Consider the following 23,076-nt stretch of genomic DNA (forward strand, 5'->3'; position numbering starts at 1 on the left):
GGAAATCAGATGATTTCCCTTATTTTTACGTTATCGTTACTTTTTCCAAATAACGTGAAATTCGCGATCTTCTTCTCGGTGAGAAATTAAGAATTTAGCAAATACATCATCCATTTCATCTTGCTCATTGACTAAGCCCACCCACACTTCAGCGTATTCTTCAGGATCAATCAGTACACCAATTTCTTCTTCCCAATTATCAGCGGTTTCAACAAATTCCACACCACCGCGTTCTTCAAATTGTAGGTTGAATAAAAGAATATCAGCAGGATCTAAGTTTTCTCCAGCCATTTCTAAGAAAATATCGTAAGCAATATCAATAGCTGTATCGGGATCAAGTTTTTTAATTTCTGTTGTCATAGTGTTTTGTCGTAAAGGTTATGGTTAATAAAAAGTGCGGTTAAATTTATTTCTCTTTTTAAGCATTTTATTCCATATTGGTTGGAAGTTTAATTTCTCGGATATTCATCGAAAAACCATCAATCATCAACAAGCGTCCACACAAATTTTTACCGATTTTTAACCGCACTTTAATTGCTTCTAAGGCTTGAATGCTGCCCACAATACCGACGATTGGTGCAAGCACGCCTGCTTCTACACAGCTTAATATATTTTGTCCAAATAATTTGCTGAGATCACGATAAGTAGGCGTATTCGGTTCATAAGTGAAAACGGAAACCTGACCTTCCATCCGAATTGCTGCGCCAGAAATAAGAGGAATTTTTGCATTACAACATTGTCGATCCAACTGATTACGGATTTCTACATTGTCTGTACAATCTAAAACAATATCAAAGTGCGGAATGATTTCAGCCAGTTTTTCTTCGTCTAGCTTCGCATTAATTGTCTCGATGTTTATATGTGGATTGATTTGCTTGAGTGCAATTTTAGCTGATTCCACTTTGGGCATATTCAAGCGAGCATCGCAGTGCAAGACTTGGCGTTGAAGATTCGAAAGCGAAACTGTGTCGAAGTCCAACAGTGTTAAATTTCCAACGCCTGCCGCTGCGAGATATTGGCTGGCTGCACAGCCTAAGCCACCAAGCCCAACGATCAGCATTTTGCTTTCTTTAAGTTTTTCTTGCCCGTCAAAATCTACGCTTTTAAGAATAATTTGGCGGTTATAGCGTAATTCTTCTTCGTGACTAAGTTCGGTCATTTTTTATCCTAATAAATGATTGAAAGGCTCAATCGTCACCGCTTCACCTGCAGTGACATTGCCACGTTCTTGTTCTAACACGATAAAACAATTGCTTTTTACAAAAGCGCTAAAGAGATGAGAACCTTGGAAACCTACTGATTGCACTTCAATTTGGCCTTGTTCATTGATGTGATAAAAACCCCGTTGGAAATCTAAACGACCAGGTGCTTTTTTTAAATTCATTGTGGCAATGGCTGAAAAGTGCGGTGGTTTTTTCCATTGTTTTTGCCCTTGCAGTTTAGCAATAAGTGGCTGTACGAGTTGATAAAATGTCACTAATGCAGAAACTGGATTACCAGGTAAACCACAGAACCAAGCGTTTTCTAATTTACCAAAAGCGAATGGTTTGCCAGGTTTGATTGCAATTTTCCAGAAATTTATTTGGCCTACTTTTTCCAATACTGCTTTAGTGAAATCCGCTTCACCAACGGAAACACCGCCACTGGTAATCACTAAATCAGCTTGACTTTGTGCAGCAATAAATGCTTTTTCAAATTCAGCTTCGTTATCAGGTAATAGTCCTAAATCAATGACTTCACAGTTTAGTTTTTCGAGTAATAATTTTACGGTGAAACGATTAGTGTCATAGATTTGTCCGCTTTGCAATGGCTTGCCGACTTCGACAAGTTCATCGCCAGTTGAGAGTACGCCGACTTTTAATTGGCGATAGCATTTTACTTCTGCAATGCCTAGAGAGGCTAATAATGGCAAGGAAACAGGGGTGAACTGTGCGCCTTGTTCTAGTACCACATCGCCTTTCTTTACATCTTCACCAATACGACGGATGTTTTGATTTGGTTTAGGCAATTCACTAAAAGTGACGGTTCCGTCTTCATTGAGCGTCACTTGCTCTTGCATTATCACTGCATCTGCGCTTTCAGGAATCATCGCGCCAGTCATAATTCTGACCGCACTTTTTGATGGCCATTCCCCTTGGAATGGATTACCTGCAAAAGATTTTCCAGCAACCGAAAGCGTTAAAGATTGTTGTAAATCCGATAAACGTACAGCATAGCCATCCATTGCTGAATTGTCGAAAGAGGGAACATTAATAGGTGAAATAACATTTTCTGCACAAATTCGATTGGCGGCTTCTTGTAAATTTAGGTATTCAGTTTGAGTCGGGAAGGGAATCTGTTCGAGCATTTTCGAGCGAGCTTGATCCAATGTAAGCATAGAAAATCCTTATTTGATAAAATTTGTCAGCTATTCTATATCTAAAGCCTAATTCATTCAAATTTGCAATTTTTCTCATTTTACCATCCTATTATCCTTTGCTAGAATAGCCGATTATTTTTTTAGGAAAGACTATTATGAGCAAAATTTCACTGGATGCACAGAATGTAAGAAATGCTTTGATTGAAAAAGGCATTGAAACCCCCATGATTGATCCAACACAGGCTAAAGATGAACGTCGAGAAAGCATTGCAAAACACATGCATGAAGTGATGAAGCTGATTGGATTAGATTTGCGAGATGATAGTTTGGAAGAAACGCCAAATCGTTTAGCTAAAATGTTTATTGATGAGATTTTTAGTGGAATGGATTATGCCAATTTTCCTAAAATGACGAAAATCAAAAATCAGATGAAAGTCAGCGAAATGGTGCAAGTGAATGACATCACGCTAACAAGCACTTGTGAACATCATTTTGTTACGATTGATGGTAAGGTTTGTGTGGCGTACTATCCAAAAGATTGGGTGATTGGTCTTTCTAAAATTAATCGAATCGTTTCATTTTTTGCTCAACGTCCACAGGTTCAAGAACGCTTAACAGAGCAACTTTTGACAGCATTTCAGACAATTCTTGAGACAGATGATGTGGCGGTATATGTGAAAGCGACCCATTTTTGTGTGAAAGCGCGAGGTATTAGAGATACGAATAGTTATACTGTCACATCTGCTTATGGTGGCGTATTCTTAGAAGATAGAGATACTCGCAAAGAATTTTTAGCAACAGTTCAGAAGTAAAAAATAGTGAATAAAATAGCCGCACTTTAATATGAGTGTGGCTATTTTTATATTTATCTCGAATAGAAAAGTGCGGTGAAATTTATCCGCACTTTTGGATTGTTGATTATTTAGCTGCTTTTAATTCTTGATAATATTGTTCATAGAATTGAATTGCATCGCCAACGTCATCTTGCCAGTGACTATTTTTTAATACATCAGCTGGTGGATAAATCGCTGGATCTTCAGTGATTTCTTTTGGTAATGCTTTTTTCGCTTCTAAGTTAGCTGTTGGATAGCCAATTGCTAAGGTTAATTTTTCTGCAGCTTTAGCACCTAACATATAGTTAATAAGTTTATGTGCACCATCTGGGTTTTTAGCAGTTTTAGGAATTGCTAGAGTATCAACCCAAAGTACAGGGCCTTCTTTCGGGAATACCATGTCTAAAGGTGCTTTTTCTTTTTTAGCAATACGTACAGAACCATTCCATAATTGACCCACTTCAACTTCACCCGAGATGAAAGAGTTAGCAGGGTTATCAGAATTGAAAGAAAGTACGTTTGGACGTAATTTCAATAATTCTTCATAGGCTTGTTTGATAATGGCTGGATCTTGAGTATTTGGATCTTGACCAATTTTCAATAAAGCGATGTTGAATACTTCGCGTGCATCGTCTAATAACTGAACTTTGTTTGCAAATTCTGGTTTCCACAAGTCAGCCCAAGAAGTGAATTGAGTTCCTTTATAAGTGTTGGTATTGAATGCAATACCTGGTGCACCTAATAATTGTGGAAGAGAGTATTTATTACCTTTATCATAAGGTTTATCAAGCCAATCAGGGTCTAATTCTTTAATAACAGGCAATTTGCTGTGATCTAGCTCCATTAACATGCCTTCTCGAGACATTTTAGAGACGAAGTAGTTAGATGGTGCAATCACATCATAGCCACCAGCAGCACCTTGAGTTTTGAGTTTTGCATACATTGTTTCGTTTGATTCTAGGCTTGAAACGATAACTTTGATGCCTGTTTCTTTAGTAAACTCATCTAAAAGACCATCTGGTACGTATTCAGTCCATGTGTAGAGGTACACGGTGTCATTGGCAGTAGCCGGAGATTTTGCAGCTTCAGCTTTGCTATCTTTATCATTACAAGCAGTTAAAGTTGCAGCTACTAAGCCTGCAGTAATTAAACCTGCGAATTTTTTCATTTTTGTTTGTTCTCCGTAAAGAGTCGTAAAAAACCACCTGTCAAATGACAGGCATAAAAAAACGCCTTGATTGTGCGTCAAGGCGTATTCTATTTTAAATTCAAAGGTTTGTGAAACCTTTTGTTTATTAATGGTTATTTTTTCGTGTAATTAGCTGGCTTAAAACGACAAGAGCCAGTGAAAGCACGATCATAATTGTTGCTAGAGCATTAACTTCAGGTGTTACACCGGTTTTCACTAAAGAGAATATTCTCAATGGTAAGATTTCATAACTTACGCCACTGACGAATGATGAAACTACAACATCATCTAATGAAATAGTGAAACTTAATAACCAACCAGATACAACTGCAGGTAATGCCAAAGGAAGGATAATTTTACGTAAAATAGTCACTTCGCTTGCGCCTAAGTCTTTCGCCGCTTCTAACATTCTGGAATCAAAGCCATTTAAGCGAGAGAAGATAGTTACGGTCACATACGGTAAACAGAAGGTTACATGGGCCAGTAATAAAGACCAGAAACCTAATGAAATACCGACAACCATAAATAACGCGAGTAAAGATACTGCCATTACAATATCTGGTGACATCATGACGATAAATAACATGCCACTTACCGCTTGTTTACCGCGGAATCGATAGCGGTAAAGTGCGATTGCAGTTAATCCACCCACAATAGTAGCTAGTGTAGCTGCAAAAAATGCAATAGTTACCGAATGAATCGCTGCTTGTATTAAGGTGTCGTTATTAAATAAACGCTCGTACCAGTTCCAGCTAAAGCCTTTCCAACTTAAACCATAACGATCTTCGTTAAAGGAATTGGTGACCAAAATGATAATTGGGATATACAAATAAGCGTATACCACAAACATAAATGCATTACGTAGTAAACGACTCATTATTCTAACTCCACTTTCTTATTCAATAGTTTATTCGCGCGGTAGTACACGAAAATCAACAATGCCATTAGAACAGTTAAACCAATACTGATTGCAGAACCAAATGGCCAGTTACGAGAAATTAAGAATTCGCTCTTAATTACGTTACCAACAAGCAATACTTTTGCGCCACCAAGTAAGTCTGCAACATAGAACATACCCATTGCCGGTAATAATACTAATAAACACCCTGCGATGATGCCTGGCATGGTTAGTGGTAAAATAACACGGAAGAAACGTTGGAATGCATTTGCACCTAAATCTCTTGCAGCCTCTAATAAACGACCGTCTAATTTCTCAATCGCAGAGTAGAGTGGCAAAATCATAAATGGCAATAGTAAATAAACTAAGCCAATGATTACCGCAATTTCTGTATTCAAAATGCGAATGGGGTCACTTAAAATTCCAATGTCCATCAACATTGTATTAAGCACACCTTTCACACCAAGAAACACTTTCATTCCATAAATACGGATCAACGAGTTTGTCCAGAATGGTAAAACCACAAGGAATAATAAGAGCGGTCGATATTTAGGATTAATTTTGCTCATCATGAAAGCAAATGGATAGCCAACTAATAAGCAAATAATGGTAGCTATGCCCGACATATACAACGAATTCCACACAACTTGTGCATAAAGCGGATTAAACAAGTTTGTGTAGTTTTCAATGGTGATTGGGAAAGCGTAAAAGTCGCTACCGTCTCTAGTCAGAAAACTTACGGCGAATACCAATAAGTTTGGAATCAACACAAAGAAGATGAGCCAACTGAAGATAATCGCAACAGTAATTTTCTGGAATTTATTATTGATTATCTTCATCGTTGAGAACAACCTCCCAGCCTTCATGCCATGTGATGCCTACGCGTTGACCTACGCTATGATCCATATGTGGGTCGTCTTCGTTAAAGAATTCACTTACAAGTACACGCATGCCATTATGATCAAATTCTACTGTTGATTCTAATGTCATTCCTTTGTAAGTGCGGTCAACAATGTGGCCGATAATCGCTTTAGAATGTTCATTTTCATCTAATTCTTCAATCACAATATCTTCAGGGCGAAGGAGTACTTGAAGTTTTTGATCTTTCTCAACAGGCATGTCTGTGTAAATATCACAAACTCGACCTTCCACATTCGCGAGTACAACTTGTTCTGATTTACGTTCAATCACCGTTGCTTCAAATACGTTAATTTCACCAATGAAACGAGCAACGAATAAGTTCGCTGGATCTTCATAGATTTCACGTGGAGAACCATCTTGGGCGATTTTACCTTTACGTAATAACACGATACGATCAGACATTGTAATTGCTTCTTCTTGATCGTGGGTGACGAAAATAAAGGTAATGCCAAGCTGACGTTGTAACATTTTGAGTTCATTTTGCATTTGTTTACGCAATTTGTAATCCAATGCAGATAAAGACTCATCAAGTAGCAATACTTTTGGTTTATTTACTACGGCGCGAGCGATGGCAATACGTTGCTGTTGTCCGCCAGAAAGTTGAGTTGGCTTACGATCTGCCATTTCTTCCAGCTGTACCATACGCAAGGCTTCTAAAACACGCGGTTTAATTTCGTCGTTTGGTACTTTTTGCATACGCAAACCAAAAGCCACGTTCTCAAAAATTGTCATATGTGGAAATAGCGCATAGCTTTGGAATACTGTATTAATATGACGTTTTTCCGCTGGCACATTGGTGATATCTTCACCATCTAAAATAATGCTACCTGAATCCAATTCTTCTAAGCCTGCAAGTAAGCGTAAAACTGTGGTTTTACCACAGCCTGAAGGGCCGAGAATAGTGACAAATTCACCATTATTAATTGTAAGATTGAAATCGTTAATAATGGTGTTAGAACCATAGGATTTTTTGATTGAACGAAGCTCAATAATAGGCTTGTTTTGAAGCTGATTTTCCACTAGCTTTGGTTTTCTCCCTAATTTCACCAATGATTTGGTACTGAGTAGAAATAAAACCTGCAAGACTGCAGGGGCGACATATAAAAATAGACGCCTATGATATAGTGAATTATTAATAATTAAAAGGACTTAATGCCTTAGAAAGTAAAAAAACTGTCGTTCATAAAAATAACAAGAAATTTAACCGCACTTTAGATGAATTTTACTTCGTTAATTTTATAAATATTGTTATATATCAAGATGTTTTCTATTTTTCTCGTTAAACTAAAAAAGATATTTTTAAAAGGAGTGAGAATATGATTTCTCAAATAGATAAAACAGAACTTTTAGAACGATTTTTACATTATGTGTCTTTTGACACCCAATCAAAACCTAATGCGAAGCATTCCCCCAGCTCTGTCGGGCAAATGAAGTTAGCCATGCAGTTGCAAAAAGAGCTCATCCAACTTGGTTTAGAGAATGTTGAAGTAAGTAAATACGCGGTTGTGACAGCATTTTTACCCGCTAATGATCCTAACTTGACGAAAACCATTGGTTTAATTGCGCATCTTGATACATCTCCGCAATGTAGTGGTAAAAATGTACGTGCCGAAGTGATAGAGCAATATCGTGGCGGAGATATTGCATTAGGTATTGGCGAGGAGTTTATTAGTCCTGTTTATTATTCTTTTATGCAAAAATTGGTCGGGCAGACTCTGATTGTTGCCGATGGAACCACTTTGCTTGGGGCGGATAATAAAGCGGGAATTGCAGAAATTATGACCGCACTTTCCATTCTTCAGAAAGAGAATATTCCTCATTGCAATATTCGTGTTGCTTTTACGCCTGATGAAGAAATTGGTTTGGGAATCCATTATTTCCCAATGGAAAAGTTTTCCTGTGATTGGGCATATACCATTGATGGTGGCGAAGTAGGGGAATTAGAATACGAAAACTTTAATGCGGCAACGGTAAAAGTGCGGTTTTTCGGGCGTAGTATTCATCCTGGTTACGCAAAAGGAAAAATGGTGAATGCACTGACTTTAGCTTGCGAGTTCCAGCAAGTTTTTCCAGTTGATGAAGTACCAGAAAAAACAGATGGGAAAGCGGGCTTTTATCATTTAGAAGATTTTTCTGGCGATATTGAGCAAGTAGAGCTAACTTATTTGATTCGTGATTTTGATGAGCAGAATTTTGCACACAGAAAAGCCTTTATTAAAAGTCAGGTGGAAAAATTTAATGCTAAGAAAGGTTTGAAAAAGCCTATTGAGTTAGAAATTCAAGATAGCTACCAAAATATGTATGATGTGGTAAAAAATGTTCCTCAATCAATTGAACTTGCTGATCGCGCAATGAAAGCAGTAGGGGTTAAACCAAGTCATAAGCCGATTCGAGGCGGTACGGATGGGGCATTTTTAGCATCTAAAGGTTTAGCATGCCCGAATATTTTTACTGGTGGCTATAATTTCCATAGTAAACACGAGTTGGTTTCTTTACAAGGCATGGAAAAGACGGTTCAAGTAATTATCGAAATGCTGAAATATAAAGATATGTAAAGAAACGTAAAGATTTGTAAAGAAATGTAAAGATTTTTCTTGCTATTCTTTAGATTAGTCAATATAATGACCCTGTTTTATCGAGATTCCTTTGATAAAGCTAAACTTTAGAGATTTTATTCATAAATTCCTTTTTGATGCCCCTAATGATTTAGGGGCTTTTTTTTTATCTATTGTAAATGCGTTGTGTCATTTAGTTTTTCAAGGCTAAAGCCTTTTTCACTGTCATAATACATGATGCTAATAGCAGTATTTAATAAAGATACTGATTTGTCTTTATCTCGGTGATTTTGCCAAGTTGCGCCATTGAGTAAAGCAATTAATAGACGCAAAGTATGGCCATGCGATACCACTAAAATATTCCCTTTTTGATGAATCTTAATGATGTCTTGTACTGCTGCGATAGCTCGTTTTGCTAGTTGTTCATAAGTTTCTCCACCATTCGATTCAGCTTTATAGTTTGCAGGATCATTAATCATTTGTTGGAATTCTGGCAAAGGTCGGATCAGTTCTACACTTGTTCCTTCCCAACTACCAAAATAATGTTCATTTAATCCACAATGTTGGAATAAGGGAATGTCTCGATCGCCAATAATATAATTGGCTGTGTCAATGGTACGTTGTAAACAGCTCGAATAGGCCGCAATAAAATCGACATTTTGTAAAGCTTGCCCTGTTTTTACCGCACTTTGAATACCTTCTTCTGTTAATGGAGAATCTCCACTGCCTTGCATTAATCCTTGTTCGTTCCAAATAGTGCGGCCATGACGAATAAAATAAAAAGTCAGTTGTTTTTTCATTTTTAGGAATTTTTATTGGTAAGGTTTATACCCTAAGTGAGGAATGTAATATTAAAAAGGGCGCTTAAAAACGCCCTATGTTTGGTTTTATTAACGAGAGTAATATCCCGCCATTGAGCTATATACCGCATTTTCACTTTGCAACACTTGATATTTTGCATTCAAAATTGCAAGTTGTGATGATTTTTCAGTATTGGCTGCAACTAACCATTCGCGCAATTCGGATACGCCCGCATTATAGCGATTTCGATAATATTGCGTGATACGCTGATTGTAACTATGGGTTTGCTGTAAATTACTTAATGTGCTTTGCGCTTGGTTAAAGGCAAAGTAGTTGGTATCCACATTATTGAGAGCTGTGGTAATGCGTTGTTCGTAATTTAAACGCGCGGTTTCATAGTCAGCTTCAGAAATTTTAACGTTCCATTTTACGGTATTCCAATTTAAGAACGGTAGGCTAATTCCTACTGTGCCAGCAGCCACAGGATTGTGTAACGCCGTGCCAACAGTACTTGCTGTTGAAGATAGACTTCCACCTAAATTAACCTCTGGGAACCAGCTTTTTTGAGTTGCTTTCGCATTTTTGAATGCACTACTTAAACGGAATTGCGCTGCTTTTACATCTGGACGATTTGCAATCACAGAGACTGGTACATTTAAGTTCACCCCAGCTGTTTTCACATTCATAATATGAGGGAATGTGATATTTAACGCATCACTTGGTTTTAGGTTAAGAAGATTACGTAGCGTTTGTTCTGCTGTTTTGCGTTGGGTTTCAAAATTTAATTTGTTATTACGCGCCGTTAATACTGCTTGTTGTGCTTGATCAACACTGACCGCGTCAGCTACACCTTGTGCTAAACGCGTTTGCATAATATTACCAATGTCAGTGTAATATTTGATCGTTTCGTTGGTTGTGCTAATTGCATCATTTAAATAAGCAATTTGATAATAAGTTGTTACCACAGAATTGATTAATGATAAACGAGCAGATTCCATGTCTTCAGCGGTTGCTTTGTGCGACCATTCCGCAGCATCAGCGGCATTGGCTAAACGTTGCCAAAGATCCAATGTATAGCTCACATTTAAAGAACCTTTGTGTGAAATGGCAGAGTTTGCACTTGTGTCAACTCGACGTTGTGCCGCAGATGAAGTTGAACCATTAAATGCAGGCACTAAATTTGCACCCACTAAATTTGCACTATAAAGCGCACGGTTTACTGCCACAGCTGCTTTAGCTAAATCTTTGTTGTTTATTAACGCTTGTTCTACTAGGCGATTTAATTGCGCATCGTTATACAATGACCACCAATTTTCTTTTACATTATATTGCTTGGTAATTTCTTCATATTGCTTGTAATCTTCAAGGCTTGCTTGATAAGAATCGCCAATATTGGCACATCCCACCAATGCACCAGACATCAACAAAGCAAGCGTGATATTTTTCATTTTAAACATTGAGTTTTCCTTCTTACGAAAATGAGTGGAAAGTGCGGATGATTTTAACCGCACTTTTGTGTTTTACAAAATTTCTTTATTCTCGAGCAAGCGCTGTAATTGGATCTAATTGTGCCGCACGTTTTGCTGGCATATAACCGAAGATCACACCAATCAGGGTAGAGAAGATTACAGCTGCAACAATTGATACAGTTGAGAATGTCATCGTAAAGTCAGTCATAAATACGTTAAATAGCAGACCGATTAAGCCCGAAAGCAGAATCCCCGTCACGCCGCCAATTAAACAAATCAACACAGCTTCAATCAAAAATTGTTGCAGAATATTAAATTGTCTTGCGCCAATAGCCATGCGCACACCAATTTCCTTGGTTCGTTCTGTTACGGAAACCAACATAATATTCATTACACCAATCCCCCCCACGATTAATGAAATAAAGGCGATAGAAGAAATGAGCAATTTCATCGTGCCAGTTGTGCTTTCAATAGTTTGTTTAATGGTGTCGCTATTCATGATGAAGAAATCTTTTTTTCCATGACGCATGGCGAGCAATTCAGTAATTCCTTTTTCAGCGACAGTCGTATTCACGGAATCATCTACTTTTACGGTAATCGAGCCAATTTTTTTACTGCCCGAAATACGATTCATCACGGTGGTATAAGGGGCATAGAGATTAAGTGAACTACTTGCTCCGCCCATTTGTTTATCAGATACTACGCCAATAATGCGTAATGGACGTTTATTAAACATTACAATTTTGCCGATAGGATTTTCATCTGGGAAAATCGACTTTTTCGCACTTTCATCGATTAAGGCTACTTGATTATTATCAGCAACATCTTGAGCAGAAAATAAATTACCAGATTTTAGTTTTAATCCATCTACATCAAAATATTGTTCGCCTACACCTTTTAAACTGGTCGAGGAGAAAGTCTGGTTACCATAAATTAATGTGCCACTTGATGAGCTATTTGGCGTGACGCTTTGTACATAGCTTTGTTGGTTTAAGGCCGTGGCATCATTAATTGTGAGATTTTGCATTTGTTCAGCACGACGATCACCAAAGCCGGTGCCATTAAAGATGGTCATGGTACTTGTACCAATGCCTTTAATGTTTTCCAAGATTTTTTGTTGTGAACCGTTTCCCAATGCCACAACGGAAACCACAGATGTAATCCCGATAATAATCCCGAGCATGGTTAAAAGAGAACGCATTTTGTGGGCAATAATCGCACTCACCGACATACGAAAGGCTTCAACAAATTGATCTTTGCTGAACCCAAAGTGCGGTTTAGATTTGGTTGGATTTTCGACCGCACTTTTTACCGCTTCTTTTTGCGTATCGCCAATGATTTCGCCATCTTTAATTTCAATCACGCGATTCGCACTAGCGGCAATTTCTCGGTCATGGGTTACCATAATAATAGTGTGGCCTTCTGCGTGTAATTGACGCAGAATTTCCATCACATTTTGACCGCTTTGTGAATCCAATGCACCAGTGGGTTCATCGGCTAAAATAATTTCACCGCCATTCATCAACGCACGCGCAATACTCACACGTTGTTGCTGACCACCAGAAAGCTGGCTTGGTTTATTTTGCCATTTATCGCCTAAATCTTAAATCTAATTTTTCTAAAAGTTGTTTCGCACGAGAAAGACGTTTTTCTTGCGACATCCCCGCATAAATTGCAGGCAAGGCGACGTTTTCTGCTGCGGTCAAGCTCGACAATAAATTATAGCGTTGGAAAATAAAGCCGAATTTTTGGCTACGTAAATCTGACAGCTGATCTTTGCTTAATTCAATGGTTTCTTTGCCATTGATTTTGTAAGAGCCACTGGTTGCCGTATCCAAGCATCCGATGATATTCATCAAGGTTGATTTACCCGAACCGGATTGCCCAATAATCGCGACGAAATCGCCTTTTTCAATATTTAAAGAGACATTCTTTAAAATATGAACACGATTTTCGCCTTCACCGAAGTAACGATTGAGATCCTTAATTTCAATAATATTCATTAATTTTCTACCGCACTTTTAGAACATTCTTGGACCACGAGGCATAGAGCCAACTTGTTCACCATTCGCGACTTGCGACACAATGACTTTTTCACCTTCGTTTAAACCCGATTTGATTTCAGTTTTGAAATCATTTTGAACACCGGTTTCAACTTCACGCGGTTCAGGTTGATTTTTATCATTCAATACATTTACAAAGCTTTTGCCATCACGTTTTTTAATAGCCATATTGGAAACTAATAACACATCTTTCGCGTTGGCAATTTTGATGTTGTTTTCTGTCGTCATTCCGATGCGTAAAGTACGATCAGGGTTATCAATCAAAACATTGGCGTAATAGTAGATTGCACTGGTCATTGAGCTGCTACTTGAACTTGTCGAAGATGATGTTGAAGAACTATCACTTGTCGTGGTATTGGCAGGATCAACAGAATCAATGACAGAGTGATACAGGGTTTGGCTATCCGATAAAATAGTAAAACTCACTTCTTGACCGGCTTTCACTTTAGTAATGTCGCCTTCTGAAATTTCAGGTTTAATTTTCATTTTGCTTAAATCGGCAATGGTTACAATTGTTGGCGTCGTTTGGTTGGCATTAACGGTTTGACCTTCTGAAACAGGCACAGCAATAACGGTACCGTCCATTGGGGCGGTGATTTTGGTGTAACCCACATTGGTTTCTGCTGTATTCACTTCAATTTCAGCTTGTTTGATATTGGCTTCAATGGCTTCCATTTCCGCTTTCGCATTATCAAGAGTGCTTTTCGCCGCATTCACACTATCTAAAGACGTTGCTTTTTGCGTATAAAGTTTTGATAAGCGGTTATAGCTTGAAAGGGCAACATCATTAGCGGTTTTCTTCGCTTTTAATTGTGCTTGATAGCTGACTAATGCCGCCTTTTTGGTATTTAAGGTATTAATTTGTGTGGTGGAATCAATATCTGCGATCATTTCGCCTTTTTTGATTTCTTGCCCTAATTTGACATAGAGTTTAGTGATTTTACCCGAAGCTTGAGCACCAACATCAACTTCATTCACGCTTTCAACTGAGCCAGAAGCGACAACTGTTTTTTCCACATTGCCACGTGTAACCGATTCAGTAAGATAAGTAGTTTCTTGTTTGCTATTGTTGGATAAAAAATAATAAGCTGCACCAGCAGCGACGAGTAATCCGAGTAAAATAAAAAAGCGTTTTTTCATAAAGACTTTGTTATCCTAAATAAAAATGAACGTTTGTTCAGTAAAGGTTTATTCTAAAGGTAAACTTTTCAGTTTGCACGAAAAATCTTCAAGTTAGACCTAAAAATCTTAAAAAATTCAGTATTAATTTAATGAAAGTGCGGTTAGTTTTGGGATCAAATTCACAACGTCAGACTTTTCGTATAGAATGGCGCAATTATTTTCAATTTATTGAGAAATTTATGAGCAATACAGAACACACTCTAGAAAATGCGGAAAATACCCGCACACATAACTTCATTACTCAAATTATTGATGAAGATTTAGCTTCGGGTAAACATAAAAGCGTTCATACCCGTTTTCCGCCTGAGCCGAACGGCTATTTACATATCGGTCATGCGAAATCTATTTGCTTAAACTTTGGCTTAGCAAAAGAATATCAAGGTTTATGTAACCTACGTTTTGACGATACTAACCCCGTAAAAGAAGACGTGGAATATGTAGATTCCATCAAAGCTGACGTGGAATGGTTAGGTTTCAAATGGGAAGGTGAACCGCGTTATGCGTCAGATTACTTCGATGCACTTTATGGTTATGCGATTGAATTAATCAAAAAAGGCTTGGCCTATGTGGATGAGCTTTCTCCAGAAGAAATGCGTGAATATCGCGGTACATTAACTGAGCCAGGTAAAAACAGCCCATATCGTGACCGCACTATTGAAGAAAACTTAGCTTTATTTGAAAAAATGAAGAACGGCGAGTTTGCAGAGGGGAAAGCAAGTTTACGTGCAAAAATTGATATGGCATCGCCATTTATGGTCATGCGTGATCCGGTGATTTATCGTATTAAATTTGCAAGCCATCACCAAACCGGTGATAAATGGTGCATTTATCCAATGTACGATTTCACTCACTGTATTTCTGATGCAATCGAGCGTATTACTCATTCTATCTGCACATTAGAATTCCAGGATAACCGTCGTTTATATGACTGGGTGTTGGAAAATATCAGTATTGAGCGCCCATTACCACATCAATATGAATTCTCACGTTTAAATTTAGAAGGCACGTTAACGTCTAAACGTAAATTATTGAAATTAGTAAATGACGGCATTGTGGATGGTTGGAACGATCCGCGTATGCCAACGATTTCAGGTTTACGTCGTCGCGGTTATACACCGGCTTCGTTACGTGAATTCTGCCGTCGTATCGGTGTGACTAAACAAGATAATGTCGTAGAGTATTCTGCACTTGAAGCTTGTATTCGTGAAGATTTAAACGAAAACGCACCTCGCGCAATGGCGGTGATTTATCCTGTTCGTGTTGTGATTGAAAACTTTGAAGGGGAAGAAACCTTAACGGCACCAAATCACCCTAATCGTCCTGAATTAGGGGAGCGTCAACTACCGTTTACGAAAGAGCTTTATATTGATCGCGCAGACTTCCGTGAAGAAGCAAACAAACAATACAAACGCTTAGTATTAGGTAAAGAAGTACGTTTACGTAACGCTTATGTGATTAAAGCTGAACGCGTGGAAAAAGATGCAAATGGTGAAATTACTACGATTTTCTGTACTTATGATCCTGAAACTTTAGGTAAAAATCCAGCGGATGGACGTAAAGTCAAAGGTGTTATTCACTGGGTATCTGCTGTACATAATCACTCAGCTGAATTCCGTTTGTATGATCGCTTATTTACCGTGCCAAATCCAGGTGCTGAAGATGATATTGAAAGCGTGTTAAATCCAACCTCTTTAGTGGTAAAACACGGTTTTGTAGAACAAAGCCTCGTAAATGCGGAACCAGAAAAAGGTTACCAATTTGAACGCGAAGGTTATTTCTGTGCGGATAGTAAAGATAGCCGTCCTGAACATTTGGTATTTAACTTAACAGTAAGCTTAAAAGAAGGCTTCTAATTTTAATCAACCAAGTGCGGTCAAAATAAATGCGATTTTGACCGCACTTTTTATTTGTATCAACTATGCAACTTGAACCTAATTTTTGGCAAACAAAATCCCTGCTTGAAATGACGGAATCTGAATGGGAAGCCTTATGTGATGGCTGCGGCAAATGCTGTTATCGCAAATATATTCAAGGGCGAGGTAAACGCCAAAAACTTTATTACACTCGAATTGCTTGTAACCTTTTAGATGTGGAAACAGGAAAGTGCGGTAATTATTCAGAGCGTTTTAAAATTGAAACTGACTGTACCAAACTCACTAAAAAGAATTTACCTGATTTTCATTGGTTGCCTGATACTTGTGCCTATCGTTTACTTTATGAAGGAAAAACGCTCCCTGAATGGCATCCGCTTATTTCTGGCTCTCCCCATTCTGTAAAAAATGCGGATATTTTGATTAAAAACGGTATTCACGAACGCGATGTGATTGATTGGTTTGAGTTTGTGATTTAAGTTTTTATAAAAAACTGGTGTTATTTTTATAATTATTTATAATTTTTCGCCATTAATACTAGAGTACGATAATATTCTATAGCATATTATTCGCTTTTAAAGGTGTCTTTATTTAAAATATTCAATTGGTTAGAGAAGGAATTATGACAATACTACAACCCAGCGTTAACCGCTTAGAAAAAGAAATTTCGAATAAAGATTATGAAGGTGCTTGCCAAGAACTTTTGAATATTTTACGGAAAATTGATGACAATTTTGGTGGGATTGAGGGAATTGAATTCGATGCGCCAGAACAACTTTCTAATTTACCAGAAAAAAGCATCCAATATTTTTGTACCCGAGTTGCTAATGCGATAACAGATTTATTTATGGATCCTAATTTAGAGCTTTCAGAAAACGGTGCATTAGGCTTTCTTGCTTTCCAACGTTGGCTAACACTTATTTTTGCGAGTTCTCCTTATGTGAATGCGGATCATATTTTAAGAACTTATAATACAAACCCTGATCCTAAAGGTGATATGCATCTAAATACTGATTTTTCTTCTTTTGCGAAATTCTGTATTCTATATTTATCTGAATCAAATATTAATATTAATTTGGATGCGCTTTGGGAAATAAATAAAGAGCTTTGTGCATCTCTTTGCTTTGCTTTGCAATCACCACGTTTTATTGGCACTGGTACCTCGTTTAATAAAAGAGCGATTCTTTTACAATGGTTTTCTAAAAAGTTGGCTGAATTTGAAAATTTAGATAAATTGCCTTCTAGTCTTTCTCATGATGTGTATATGCATTGCAGTTACGATTTTGCTCAAAATAAACATGATGTAAAACGTGCCCTAAATCAGGTTATACGTAAACATTTGTTAGCTCAGGGGTGGAAAGATCGTGAAATAACTTCATTAGGTAAACGTCGTCGTAAACCTGTTATGGTGGTGCTTTTGGAGCATTTTCATTCCGCACATTCTATTTATCGAACTCATTCTACATCAATGATTGCTGCACGTAAGAAATTCCATTTGGTTGGTATTGGTGGAGAGGCAGTGGATCAGCTTGGACGCGAGGTATTTGATGAGTTTTTCCAACTTGAAGGCGATACAATGTTCCAACGTCTTGAATTTATTCGTGGAAAATGTGAAGAATATGGCGCAGCTGTTTTTTATATGCCAAGTATCGGTATGGATTTAACAACAATTTTTGCAAGTAATACACGCTTAGCTCCAATTCAAGCAATAGCATTGGGGCATCCAGCAACAACTCATTCTGATTTCATTGAATATGTGATTGTTGAAGATGATTATGTAGGCTCAGAAGACTGTTTTAGTGAAACATTACTCCGTTTACCAAAGGATGCATTGCCTTATGTGCCGTCAGCATTGGCACCTGAAAAAGTCGATTACTTGTTCAGAGAAGAACCCGAAGTGGTAAATATCGGTATTGCTGCAACAACAATGAAATTGAATCCAACATTCCTTGAAACATTGAGAATAATTCGTGATAAGGCTAAAGTGAAAGTTCATTTCCATTTCGCACTAGGGCAGTCTTTCGGTATTACACATCCTTATGTTAAGTGGTTTATTGAGCAGTATTTAGGCGATAGTGCAACGGCTCATGCTCACGCGCCTTATCATCAGTATCTCAGTATTTTACACCAATGTGATATGATGCTGAATCCATTTCCATTTGGTAATACAAATGGAATTATTGATATGGTAACGCTTGGTCTAGTTGGTGTTTGTAAAACTGGGGATGAAGTGCATGAACATATTGATGAAGGGTTATTCAAACGTTTAGGCTTACCAGAATGGCTTATTGCACAAAGTGTGGAAGAATATATTGATTGTGCAGTAAGACTTGCAGAAAATCATAAAGAGCGTCTAGAGCTTCGTCGTCACATTATAAAAAGCAATGGTTTAAAAACACTTTTTAAAGGTGATCCTAGCACTATGGGTAAAGTGTTATTAGAAAAAGTAAAGGCGTTAAAATTTTAATAAGATTTTATTCACGAAAAATTTAGTTTTATATTTAGCCTCTAAAAGTTAGATTTTACTTAACTGATTAGAGGCTTTATTTTGACGAAGATCACACTTTTAAATAAAGCCGGTTGTCATCACTTTCAGCTTGGTTATAATCCCTAACAAGAGTTATACAGTTGTCATGTGGTGTCTATGCAAATCTCGGATTCTCTCAAACAAAAAGCAGAAAAATGCGGTATCGCTCTTTCTCATTATGATATTGATGGACATCTTATTTTCGCAGATGAAAAGACGGTTTCAACTTTTGTTGAGCTTTTGCAGCCTCCGCCAAAAGCGAAAGGACAGTTTGACGATGTACTGGCTGCATTTGAAAATGAACCGATTGATTATCGACTCAATCGTCTAGATTTGCCACTATCTGCGGAATATCGTTATCAGCTGATTGATGAATCTAATGTCATTCTGTTAGAAAAAACACTTTCAAATTTATCCGCACTTTCCTTGCCTGCACTTCCTTTTGGCTATTATAAATTATCTATTTTTTCCGATACTGAAGAGTACCGCATTCGTTTACTTATTTCTCCTAAAACAGCTTTTCAACCACCCGTATTAAAAAATAAAAAAGTGTGGGGCGTGAATGTGCAACTTTACAGTTTACGCTCAGAACAAAACTGGGGCATTGGCGATTTTGGTGATTTAGCTTATTTGATCGAACAAAGTGCAAAACAAGGTGCGGATTATGTGGGAATTAATCCATTACATTTGCCATATCCTGCTGTGCCAAACTGGGCCAGTCCTTATAGTTCATCCTCTCGTCGTTGGTTGAATTTTTTATATTTAGCGATTACAGAGTTACCAGAGTTTAAGCGTTGCCGTTCTGTGCAAAATTGGTTTAAGCGTGAGGATATTCAAGCAAAAATTGGCGCTTTGCGTGAAAGTGATTGCATCGATTATTCTTCAATATTGGCTTTAAAATTAACCGCACTTGAATCCCTGTTTGATTTCTTTCAACGTAGTCAATCCGCTGAAATTGTGACACGTCGAAAAATCTTTGCCGATTATTTAAAAAACAAAGGTGAACCTTTGTTGTTACAGGGCTTATTTAATGTATTAGATTTACAAGAACATGCTGACCATCAAGCGGAAGAAAATACTATTGGTTGGCTTGGCTGGCGTAAGGAATGGCAGCATTTAAATGCGACAAAAAGAAAAGCCCTATTAAAAACACACCATGAGCAAATCCAATTTTTTGCTTGGTTGCAATGGCTTACGGAAGAACAGCTTTCCGCATTACAAAATCTTTGTAAACAATCTGGTATGAAGTTGGGTATTTATGGCGATTTAGCTGTGAATAGTTCTCGTGGTAGTGCTGATGTATGGAGCGATCCTGATTTATATTGTGTAAATGCCTCTATTGGTGCGCCACCTGATCCGTTAGGTCCTGTCGGGCAAAATTGGAATTTGCCACCTTATAATCCAACGGTGCTAAAAGCACGTGGCTTTGCACCATTTATCGATATGCTACGTGCCAATATGCAATATTTTGGTGTGCTTCGCATCGATCATGTTATGGGCTTATTTCGTTTGTGGTGGATTCCAGAAGGAAAAACCGCGGCTGATGGCGCTTATGTACATTATCCTTTTGATGAATTAATGGCGATTCTTGCCATTGAAAGTGTCCGCAATGAATGTTTGATTATTGGTGAAGATCTCGGCACGGTGCCTGATGAAGTGCGGTGGAAATTAAATGAGTTTCAAATTTTCTCTTATTTTGTATTGTATTTCGCCCAACAAAATGGCGAATTTCCTCGTATATCTGATTATCCTCGAAATGCTTATGCCACTATTGGCACGCATGATGTTCCCTCATTACAAAGTTTTTGGCATTGCCGTGATTTAGAATTATTTAATCAACTCGGTATTCTGAATGGGGAAGTGCTCAAGCAAAAATATGATCAACGCGTCATGGATAAACAAGCCTTATTAAATAGTTTACATCGTGATAATTATTTACCGCCGCATTATGAAGGCGATGCGCTTTCTATGGCGATGCACGATCATTTAAACCTAATGATCCATCATTATTTAGCGGAAAGTAACAGCCGATTGATTGGTGTACAATTAGAAAATTTACTTAGCCAAGAAATCAGTTTTAATTTGCCGGGCACCTCAAATGAATACCCAAACTGGTGTAAGAAACTTTCTCAACCGTTAGAGTTTATTTTTAGTAATGAAGCTTTAAAAACGTTCTTTGTGCAAATTAACCAAGGGCGAAATGTATAAGGAGTAAATATGACAACCGCAGTAACCCAAGCAATTATTGATGGTTTTTTTGATGCGAGCAATGGCGATCCTTTTGCTACGCTTGGTATGCACGAAACCGAGCAAGGAATTGAAATTCGTACGTTATTGCCAGATGCCAATCGAGTGGTGGTAATTGAGCGTGAAAGTGGTAAAGAAATAACGGAACTGGATTGTGTCGATGAGCGTGGTTTTTTTGTTGGTGTTATTCCAACTTGTCGTCATTTTTTTGCTTATCAATTACAGGTTTTTTGGGGAAATGAATCGCAAATAGTCGAAGATCCTTATCGTTTTCATCCTATGATTGATGATTTAGAACAATGGCTACTTTCTGAAGGTTCTATGCTTCGCCCATATGAAATACTTGGTGCGCATTTTATGGAATGTGATGGTGTGAGCGGGGTGAATTTCCGCTTGTGGGCACCTAATGCAAGACGAGTTTCTATTGTGGGTGATTTCAATTATTGGGATGGTCGCCGTCATCCTATGCGTTTTCATCTAAAAAGTGGTGTGTGGGAGCTCTTTTTACCAAAAGCCAGTTTAGGACAGCTCTATAAGTTTGAATTAATTGATTGTCATGGCAATCTTCGTTTGAAAGCCGATCCCTTTGCCTTTAGTTCGCAACTTCGCCCTGATACAGCATCGCAAGTCAGTGCATTACCAAATGTAGTGGAAATGACGGAACAACGTCGTCAAGCAAATCAAGCGAATCAACCGATTTCCATTTATGAAGTGCATTTAGGATCTTGGCGTCGTAATTTAGAAAACAATTTTTGGCTAGATTACGATCAAATTGCTGATGAATTAATTCCTTATGTAAAAGATATGGGCTTCACCCATATAGAATTTTTACCGCTTTCTGAATTTCCGTTTGATGGTTCTTGGGGCTATCAACCACTTGGACTTTATTCGCCAACCAGTCGCTTTGGCTCACCTGAGGCATTCCGTCGTTTAGTAAAACGTGCACATGATTCAGGAATTAATGTGATTTTAGATTGGGTGCCAGGTCACTTCCCAAGCGATACCCATGGTTTAGTTGCATTTGATGGCACAGCCTTGTATGAACATGAAGACCCTCGCGAAGGCTATCATCAAGATTGGAATACCTTGATTTATAACTATGGGCGTAATGAGGTCAAAAATTTCTTATCCAGTAATGCTCTGTATTGGCTTGAACGCTTTGGCGTAGATGGTATTCGCGTGGATGCTGTGGCTTCGATGATTTACCGCGATTACAGCCGTGCGGAAGGTGAGTGGATTCCAAATCAATACGGCGGACGAGAAAACTTAGAAGCTATTGAATTTTTAAAACATACCAACTGGAAAATCCACAGTGAAATGGCTGGTGCGATTTCTATTGCGGAAGAATCTACCTCTTTTGCTGGTGTGACGCACCCGAGTGAAAACGGTGGATTGGGCTTTAATTTTAAATGGAATATGGGCTGGATGAACGATACGCTCGCCTATATGCAGCTTGACCCAATTTACCGCCAATATCATCACAATAAAATGACCTTTGGGATGATGTATCAATACAGCGAAAACTTTGTGCTACCGCTTTCGCATGATGAAGTGGTGCATGGCAAATATTCGCTCCTCGATAAAATGCCGGGAGACGCATGGCAAAAATTTGCGAACTTACGTGCTTACTACGGCTATATGTGGGGGCACCCGGGTAAAAAATTGCTCTTTATGGGCAATGAATTTGCTCAAGGTCGTGAGTGGAATTACGAAGAAAGTTTGGACTGGTTCTTGCTTGATGAAAATATCGGTGGTGGCTGGCATAAAGGCGTATTGAAATTAGTAAAAGATTTGAATCATATTTACCGAGAAAACTCACCGCTCTTTGAACTGGATTATTCACCTGAAGGCTTTGATTGGCTTGTCGTTGATGATGCGGCAAATTCTGTATTTGCTTTTGAGCGTCGTAGTTCAAATGGTGAGCGAATTATTGTCATCAGCAACTTCACACCAGTGCCTCGCCATAATTACCGTATTGGGGTAAATGTTGCAGGCACTTATGAAGAAATTCTGAATACTGATTCTATGTATTATCAAGGCTCCAATGTGGGCAATTTTGGCTATGTAACAAGTGAAGAAATTGAAAGCCATGGACGAGAAAATTCCATTTCGATTTCTATTCCACCGTTGGCGACACTTTATTTGAAATACAATTTGTAAG

The 23,076-nt window shown here is 38.1% G+C and carries 17 protein-coding genes and 1 pseudogene; 7 read left to right on the forward strand and 11 right to left on the reverse strand.

The annotated features are described in order from the left end of the window. Positions 1-36: 36 nt before the first annotated feature. From DV417_RS06635 to moeA, 3 genes are all read right to left on the reverse strand, one after another. Positions 37-360: an HI1450 family dsDNA-mimic protein gene (locus tag DV417_RS06635; RefSeq protein WP_005641855.1), complete on the reverse strand. Its 324-nt coding sequence runs from the start codon at positions 358-360 to the stop codon at positions 37-39. Between the two features lie 67 nt (positions 361-427). Beyond that, entirely contained in the window at positions 428-1,159 is a 732-nt protein-coding gene (moeB, locus tag DV417_RS06640) for a molybdopterin-synthase adenylyltransferase MoeB (protein ID WP_118782317.1), read from the reverse strand. Between the two features lie 3 nt (positions 1,160-1,162). Beyond that, on the reverse strand, positions 1,163-2,377 hold the full coding sequence (gene moeA / locus DV417_RS06645) for a molybdopterin molybdotransferase MoeA (protein WP_118879163.1): 1,215 nt from the start codon (positions 2,375-2,377) through the stop codon (positions 1,163-1,165). A 137-nt stretch (positions 2,378-2,514) separates the two neighbouring features. On the opposite strand from moeA, the gene folE reads away from it, so the two are divergent. Then, positions 2,515-3,171 (forward strand): GTP cyclohydrolase I FolE, encoded by a 657-nt coding sequence (gene folE, locus DV417_RS06650; protein WP_112071527.1) that lies wholly within the window; start codon positions 2,515-2,517, stop codon positions 3,169-3,171. Positions 3,172-3,277: 106 nt separating this feature from the next. Here the strand turns inward: folE and DV417_RS06655 are convergent, their stop codons facing one another. The 4 genes from DV417_RS06655 to potA form a co-directional block, all read right to left on the reverse strand. Then, a complete protein-coding gene (locus DV417_RS06655; protein WP_118879164.1) occupies positions 3,278-4,360 on the reverse strand; it encodes an extracellular solute-binding protein in 1,083 nt (360 codons plus the stop codon). Between the two features lie 127 nt (positions 4,361-4,487). After that, positions 4,488-5,258 (reverse strand): spermidine/putrescine ABC transporter permease PotC, encoded by a 771-nt coding sequence (potC, locus tag DV417_RS06660; RefSeq protein ID WP_005628794.1) that lies wholly within the window; start codon positions 5,256-5,258, stop codon positions 4,488-4,490. Continuing rightward, entirely contained in the window at positions 5,258-6,118 is an 861-nt protein-coding gene (potB, locus tag DV417_RS06665) for a spermidine/putrescine ABC transporter permease PotB (RefSeq protein WP_118879165.1), read from the reverse strand. The genes potC and potB overlap by 1 nt, the downstream gene beginning before the upstream one ends. Next, positions 6,102-7,220, reverse strand: coding sequence for a spermidine/putrescine ABC transporter ATP-binding protein PotA (gene potA, locus DV417_RS06670; RefSeq protein WP_005645368.1), 1,119 nt, complete (start codon positions 7,218-7,220; stop codon positions 6,102-6,104). Before potA ends, potB begins: the two co-directional genes overlap by 17 nt. Before the next feature lie 296 nt (positions 7,221-7,516). On the opposite strand from potA, the gene pepT reads away from it, so the two are divergent. Beyond that, on the forward strand, positions 7,517-8,755 hold the full coding sequence (gene pepT, locus DV417_RS06675) for a peptidase T (protein WP_118879166.1): 1,239 nt from the start codon (positions 7,517-7,519) through the stop codon (positions 8,753-8,755). Positions 8,756-8,925: 170 nt separating this feature from the next. Here pepT and DV417_RS06680 read toward each other — a convergent pair whose 3' ends face one another. The 4 genes and pseudogenes from DV417_RS06680 to DV417_RS06695 all read right to left on the reverse strand — a co-directional run bounded on the left by DV417_RS06680 (position 8,926) and on the right by DV417_RS06695 (position 14,228). Continuing rightward, positions 8,926-9,555, reverse strand: a complete 630-nt coding sequence (locus DV417_RS06680; protein WP_118879167.1) for a histidine phosphatase family protein — start codon at positions 9,553-9,555, stop codon at positions 8,926-8,928. 90 nt (positions 9,556-9,645) lie between these two features. Further along, positions 9,646-11,013, reverse strand: a complete 1,368-nt coding sequence (gene tdeA / locus DV417_RS06685; RefSeq protein WP_118879168.1) for a toxin/drug exporter TdeA — start codon at positions 11,011-11,013, stop codon at positions 9,646-9,648. Between the two features lie 76 nt (positions 11,014-11,089). Further along, positions 11,090-13,028: pseudogene (locus DV417_RS06690) on the reverse strand (MacB family efflux pump subunit). An 18-nt stretch (positions 13,029-13,046) separates the two neighbouring features. Further along, positions 13,047-14,228, reverse strand: a complete 1,182-nt coding sequence (locus DV417_RS06695; RefSeq protein ID WP_118879169.1) for an efflux RND transporter periplasmic adaptor subunit — start codon at positions 14,226-14,228, stop codon at positions 13,047-13,049. Positions 14,229-14,449: 221 nt separating this feature from the next. On the opposite strand from DV417_RS06695, the gene glnS reads away from it, so the two are divergent. The 5 genes from glnS (at position 14,450) to glgB (ending at position 23,075) form a co-directional block, all read left to right on the forward strand. After that, a complete protein-coding gene (glnS, locus tag DV417_RS06700; RefSeq protein WP_118879191.1) occupies positions 14,450-16,123 on the forward strand; it encodes a glutamine--tRNA ligase in 1,674 nt (557 codons plus the stop codon). Between the two features lie 65 nt (positions 16,124-16,188). Further along, on the forward strand, positions 16,189-16,620 hold the full coding sequence (locus DV417_RS06705) for a YcgN family cysteine cluster protein (RefSeq protein ID WP_065246917.1): 432 nt from the start codon (positions 16,189-16,191) through the stop codon (positions 16,618-16,620). Between the two features lie 143 nt (positions 16,621-16,763). Further along, positions 16,764-18,608 (forward strand): UDP-glucose:protein N-beta-glucosyltransferase, encoded by a 1,845-nt coding sequence (locus tag DV417_RS06710; protein ID WP_118879170.1) that lies wholly within the window; start codon positions 16,764-16,766, stop codon positions 18,606-18,608. Positions 18,609-18,785: 177 nt separating this feature from the next. Then, positions 18,786-20,876: a 4-alpha-glucanotransferase gene (gene malQ / locus DV417_RS06715; protein ID WP_192878562.1), complete on the forward strand. Its 2,091-nt coding sequence runs from the start codon at positions 18,786-18,788 to the stop codon at positions 20,874-20,876. A gap of 9 nt (positions 20,877-20,885) precedes the next feature. Next, the gene (glgB, locus tag DV417_RS06720; protein ID WP_118879172.1) at positions 20,886-23,075 is read left to right on the forward strand and encodes a 1,4-alpha-glucan branching protein GlgB; all 2,190 of its coding nucleotides are present in this window, start codon (positions 20,886-20,888) and stop codon (positions 23,073-23,075) included. The last annotated feature ends 1 nt before the right edge of the window (position 23,076 follow it).

This window comes from Haemophilus haemolyticus (assembly GCF_003490935.1).
GTDB lineage: Bacteria > Pseudomonadota > Gammaproteobacteria > Enterobacterales > Pasteurellaceae > Haemophilus > Haemophilus haemolyticus_M.